The sequence below is a fragment of the Zongyangia sp. genome (genome assembly GCF_965361945.1).
The window spans coordinates 1-4,796 of record NZ_CBDTOK010000161.1; the positions used below are offsets into that span (position 1 = coordinate 1).

A 4,796-nucleotide genomic window follows, 5' to 3' on the forward strand; every position below is an offset into this window, starting at 1 on the left:
CTGGGATTTGCTGTGGCCAACCCCACCATTACAAGAGCGCTCCGGGCTGTGAAATCTCCCTATAATGTCAATACTATTTCCCAGGAAATGGGAACAATTATATTTTCCTATCCAGAAAAAATTCATGAAAGAACCAAAGCCATTATTGCTGCGAAAGAAGAGTTGGAGAACGCGCTTCGAAAACTATCCACCCAAAGGCAGCAGATCCAGGAAATCTATCACAGCTGTACCAATTTTGTATTTGTAAAATTTAAAGACAGCCAAAAGGTATTTGAACGTCTTTTATCCATGTCCATTGCGGTACGGCATATGGGAGACTACCTTCGCTTGACGGCAGGAAATAGGGAAGAAAATCAACGGCTGATAACTTGTTTGGATCAAATTCTCAGTGAGGAGGGGTAAACATGCGCATCGGAAAACAGGAGAGGCGTACGAGGGAAACCGAGATATGTGTCACCATTGATCTAGATGGTTCAGGAAAAGCAAAAATTGCAACGGGTGTCGGATTTCTTGACCATATGTTAAATTCTTTTGCCGTTCATGGACGATTTGACCTGGAAGTCGTGGTGGAGAAATCAGATTTGGAGATAGATTGCCATCACACGGTTGAGGATACCGGCATTGTTCTAGGCAAGGCAATTGGGGAGGCATTGGGAGATAAGGCGGGAATTGCCCGTTTTGGAAGTTTTTATATTCCCATGGATGAAGCCCTCAGTTTTGCCGCTGTAGATATTAGCGGCCGTCCTTTTTTGGTATATGACAATGTCCACAAAAATGAAATGATCGGCAATTATGAAACCGATATGACTGAGGAGTTTTTCCGGGCGGTGGCCTTTAACGCGGGGATGACACTGCACCTGAAGTCCTTATATGGTACCAATGACCATCATCGGATCGAAGCCATGTTTAAAGCTTTTGCCTATGCGATGGCCATGGCAGTAAAAAAGCTGGATACGGATGCGCCTGTTTCGACCAAAGGCGTGCTATAAAAGGGAGGGGACCTGATGATTGCCATTATTGACTATGGAGCGGGTAATCTTTTCAGCGTCAAGAATGCTTTGGACTATCTAGGTATAGAGAGCCAGATTACCGATGATGGCGACCAAATTGCAAAGGCCGACGGCGTCATTTTACCTGGAGTGGGTGCTTTTCCTGACGCGATGAGAATGCTTACAAATCAGGGATTGAAGCCGGCTGTCCTGGAGGCTGCAGGAGAAAAGCCCTTTTTAGGAATTTGCCTAGGCATGCAGATGCTTTTTGATGAAGGTAGGGAATTTGAGATGGCACCGGGGCTGGGGCTGATTGACGGATATGTGGACAGGTTACAGACCCAGAAGCTAAAAATTCCCCATATGGGTTGGAATGAACTGCGGTATCAAAACCCTTGTGAGCTGTTGAAAGGCATCGAAGAAGGGGAATATGTCTACTTTGTCCATTCCTTTATGGCTTATACCGGGGATGAAAACATCGCCGCTTATTGTGATTACGATCAGAAGGTAACAGCATTGGTGCAGAGAGGATATGTGTTTGGAGCCCAATTTCATCCTGAGAAAAGTGGAGAAACCGGGCTGATGATGCTCAAAAACTTTGCGCGGCTCACAAAATGAAAGAAAGGGCAGAGAATATGATCATATTACCGGCCATCGATATTAAAGATGGACAGTGTGTTCGCCTGGTCAAAGGAGATTTTTCTACTGCACATAAAGTGGCAGAAGATCCGGTCACAACGGCAAAAGGCTTTGTTGACCAGGGAAGCCATTGGATTCATATGGTGGACTTGGATGGCGCAAAGCTGGCAAAACCCAAGAATACAGAGATTTTCACATCTGTGAAAAATGCGACCGGGCTGCATATGGAATTAGGCGGCGGTATTCGAGATATGAAAACCATTGCCTACTATCTGGAGCATGGTATCGATCGGGTCATTCTAGGGTCGATTGCTCTGAAAAGGCCGGACCTTGTCAAGGAGGCAATTCAGCAGTATGGCGGAGATCGCATTGCTGTAGGTATTGATGCAAAGGATGGTAAAGTTGCCACGGAGGGGTGGCTTTCCACCAGCGAGGTGAGCTATCTAGATCTGGCAAAATCCATGGAGCAATCAGGAGTAAGGGTGATTATCTTTACAGACATATCCAGAGATGGCACCCTTTCGGGGCCTAACTTGGATCAGCTCGGCGCACTGCAAAATGCAGTGTCCTGTGACATCATTGCCAGTGGCGGTATCAAAGAGATTGTGGATATCAAAAATTTGATGGAATTGGGACTCTACGGCGCAATCTGTGGCAAGTCTCTGTATCAGGGAACATTGTCCTTGCGCCAAGCCATAGAAACGGCGGGTGATCAAAATTGCTAGCTAAACGGATTATTCCCTGCCTGGATGTCCGGGATGGGCGTGTGGTCAAAGGCGTCAATTTTGTGGGAATCAAAGATGTAGGAGACCCGGTTGAATGTGCAATTATGTATGACCGCCAGGGCGCGGATGAAATTACCTTTCTCGATATTACCGCTACCCATGAGGGGCGAAAAACGATGGCGGATGTTGTGAGAAAGACGGCGAAAAATGTGTTTGTCCCTTTGACGGTGGGAGGAGGTATTTCCACTATCGAGGACTTTAGAACCATTCTGCGGGCCGGTGCGGATAAGATATCCGTCAACTCCTCGGCGGTCCGTAACCCGGATCTGGTGGCTCAGGCTGCGGATAAATTTGGCAGCCAGTGTGTAGTGGTGGCCATCGATGCCCGGCGGGATGGAAAAGGCGGCTTTCACGTTGTGGTCAACGGAGGCCGGATTGATACAGGGCTTGATGCTATTGCGTGGGCCCGAAAGGTCTATGAGATGGGGGCCGGAGAAATACTTCTTACCTCAATGGATGCTGACGGTACCAAGAATGGCTTTGATTTGGAACTGACCAATGCGGTATGCAATGTGGTTTCTATACCTGTGATTGCCTCGGGGGGCTGCGGGAGATTGGAGCATTTTTCAGAGGTTTTCCTCCAATCTGGGGCGGATGCGGCTCTGGCCGCTTCCTTGTTCCATTACAGAGAATTGACAGTTGGCCAGGTCAAGGACCATCTACGTGCCTGTGGTATTCCAGTGAGAAAAACAAGGGAGCGATAGAATATGGATTACGATCAGTATTTTAAGAAATCAGAGCTTATCCCTGCTATAGTGCAGGAAGCAGGAACGGGAGAGGTACTGATGTTGGCCTATGTCAATAGAGAAAGCCTTCAGAAGACTTTTGAAACAGGCTATACTTGGTTTTATAGCCGTTCCCGTCAGGAATTATGGAATAAGGGAGCAACTTCCGGGCATCTGCAAAAGATTGTGGAAATCTATGCGGATTGTGATGACGATACCTTTCTTTTTGTGGTAGAACAAACGGGTAATGCTTGTCATACAGGTGCCCACAGCTGCTTTTTCAAAAAACTGAAATAAAGGAGGAAAATCAGATGAACGAGACCCTACAGGGATTATATGAAGTGGTATGCGACCGTAAAAAGAACCCCAGTGAAGGATCCTACACCTGTTATCTTTTTGAAAAAGGAAAGGATAAAATTCTGAAAAAATGTGGGGAAGAATGTGCGGAAACCATTATTGCCGCAAAAAACTGCGACAATGATGAGCTCAAAAATGAAATCTGCGATTTGCTATACCACCTGATCGTATTGATGGTGGAAAGTGCTCTGCCCCTTTCCGATGTGATGGATGTTCTGGAGGAGAGAAGAAAGAAAATTTCTAATCTGAAAGTCATGAAGGTAGTAGATCATAATACTTAATGACAAGCATCATATGTAATGTTATAACGCTTTACAGATGATACTTCTGCATGTGTTCGCTCTTGAAAAAGTATTTTATTCATGCTATAATTGTTTACAATTAAGACGTGGAGATGGTGCCAGCATGCAGGAGCAACATAAAACAAAAATGGTTGTGGGACTTTTAGCGGCTGTGATAGCAGTAGGGGCTACCTTATGCGCGGCTGTTGTCAAGACGCAAAATTATATCGGTGACCTATTAGGGGATATGTCCCTATTTTAAGGGTAATAAAAAGCAGGACACATAGTGTCCTGCTTTTTTTGTTGTAGACCAAGCTGATAATTCTTAGATGAGAGATGATCACAGAATTTCTCCATCTTCAAATTTTTTCTGAAACCAGACATCCTTTACAGTGAAGGTTTTTCCGTTGAGATATGTCAGATGTTCAGCATCGGTAGAAAAATCGAACGTCAGTTGATAGGAATAAAGCGCTTGATAACGAAAGCCGGTATGCTGATTGTCTTTATTCCTTCCATATTTGCTGTCGCCTAAAAGAGGATGGCCGATATGAGCCATATGAGCGCGGATCTGATGGGTACGTCCAGTAATGAGATCGACTTCCAAAAGGGAGAAACGTCCTTTTTCGGAAAGCACTTTATATTTCGTGATCATGGTTCGACGGCCGGTACCAGGGGTATTGAAGACTCTCACTTGGTTTTTACTTTCATCCTTAATCATATAAGCTTTTAGGGTATCAGATTTGCGTTCCATACGTCCATGGACAATGCAAAGATATTTTTTATGCAGCTCCCGGTCCTTGATTTTTTGGTTGAGAACTCGTAGGGACGCTGCATTTTTGGCGGCTATGACAATGCCCCCGGTGTTGCGGTCAATGCGGTTACACAGCGCCGGAGCAAATACATTTTCCTTGCCCGGATTATACTCACCCTGCGCATATAAATAGTGCTGAATTCTGTTAATAAGGGTATCGACCTGCTCCGCATCATCTTCGTGAACCAGTAGGCCGGGCTTTTTGTCCA

At 45.6% G+C, this 4,796-nt stretch carries 9 protein-coding genes; 8 read left to right on the forward strand and 1 reads right to left on the reverse strand.

Annotation, left to right across the window (positions count from 1 at the left end):
* The 8 genes from ACZ25G_RS09985 to ACZ25G_RS10020 form a co-directional block, all read left to right on the forward strand.
* A partial coding sequence (locus tag ACZ25G_RS09985) for an aminotransferase class I/II-fold pyridoxal phosphate-dependent enzyme (RefSeq protein ID WP_463682353.1) occupies positions 1-402 on the forward strand: 402 nt, incomplete at its 5' end.
* Between the two features lie 2 nt (positions 403-404).
* On the forward strand, positions 405-989 hold the full coding sequence (gene hisB / locus ACZ25G_RS09990) for an imidazoleglycerol-phosphate dehydratase HisB (protein WP_191481508.1): 585 nt from the start codon (positions 405-407) through the stop codon (positions 987-989).
* A 15-nt stretch (positions 990-1,004) separates the two neighbouring features.
* Complete coding sequence (gene hisH, locus ACZ25G_RS09995; protein ID WP_191481509.1) at positions 1,005-1,607, forward strand: imidazole glycerol phosphate synthase subunit HisH; 603 nt, start codon at positions 1,005-1,007, stop codon at positions 1,605-1,607.
* Between the two features lie 17 nt (positions 1,608-1,624).
* Positions 1,625-2,353: a 1-(5-phosphoribosyl)-5-[(5-phosphoribosylamino)methylideneamino]imidazole-4-carboxamide isomerase gene (gene hisA, locus ACZ25G_RS10000; RefSeq protein ID WP_342681436.1), complete on the forward strand. Its 729-nt coding sequence runs from the start codon at positions 1,625-1,627 to the stop codon at positions 2,351-2,353.
* Positions 2,347-3,117, forward strand: a complete 771-nt coding sequence (hisF, locus tag ACZ25G_RS10005; RefSeq protein ID WP_191481511.1) for an imidazole glycerol phosphate synthase subunit HisF — start codon at positions 2,347-2,349, stop codon at positions 3,115-3,117. The genes hisA and hisF overlap by 7 nt, the downstream gene beginning before the upstream one ends.
* Before the next feature lie 3 nt (positions 3,118-3,120).
* Positions 3,121-3,435, forward strand: coding sequence for a phosphoribosyl-AMP cyclohydrolase (gene hisI / locus ACZ25G_RS10010; protein ID WP_191481512.1), 315 nt, complete (start codon positions 3,121-3,123; stop codon positions 3,433-3,435).
* A 14-nt stretch (positions 3,436-3,449) separates the two neighbouring features.
* Entirely contained in the window at positions 3,450-3,776 is a 327-nt protein-coding gene (hisE, locus tag ACZ25G_RS10015; RefSeq protein ID WP_191510517.1) for a phosphoribosyl-ATP diphosphatase, read from the forward strand.
* Positions 3,777-3,900: 124 nt separating this feature from the next.
* Positions 3,901-4,038: a hypothetical protein gene (locus ACZ25G_RS10020; protein ID WP_463682354.1), complete on the forward strand. Its 138-nt coding sequence runs from the start codon at positions 3,901-3,903 to the stop codon at positions 4,036-4,038.
* Between the two features lie 78 nt (positions 4,039-4,116).
* On the opposite strand, the gene ACZ25G_RS10025 is transcribed toward ACZ25G_RS10020, so the two are convergent.
* On the reverse strand, positions 4,117-4,796 hold a 680-nt coding region (locus ACZ25G_RS10025), incomplete at its 5' end, for an RluA family pseudouridine synthase (protein ID WP_463682355.1).

Excerpts from the sequence above, each read along its gene's own strand:
- hisE (WP_191510517.1), top strand. The coding sequence starts at position 3,450 with ATGAACGAGACCCTACAGGGATTATATGAAGTGGTATGCGACCGTAAA.
- hisB (WP_191481508.1), top strand. The coding sequence starts at position 405 with ATGCGCATCGGAAAACAGGAGAGGCGTACGAGGGAAACCGAGATATGT.
- ACZ25G_RS10020 (WP_463682354.1), top strand. The coding sequence starts at position 3,901 with ATGCAGGAGCAACATAAAACAAAAATGGTTGTGGGACTTTTAGCGGCT.
- hisH (WP_191481509.1), top strand. The coding sequence starts at position 1,005 with ATGATTGCCATTATTGACTATGGAGCGGGTAATCTTTTCAGCGTCAAG.
- hisA (WP_342681436.1), top strand. The coding sequence starts at position 1,625 with ATGATCATATTACCGGCCATCGATATTAAAGATGGACAGTGTGTTCGC.
- hisI (WP_191481512.1), top strand. The coding sequence starts at position 3,121 with ATGGATTACGATCAGTATTTTAAGAAATCAGAGCTTATCCCTGCTATA.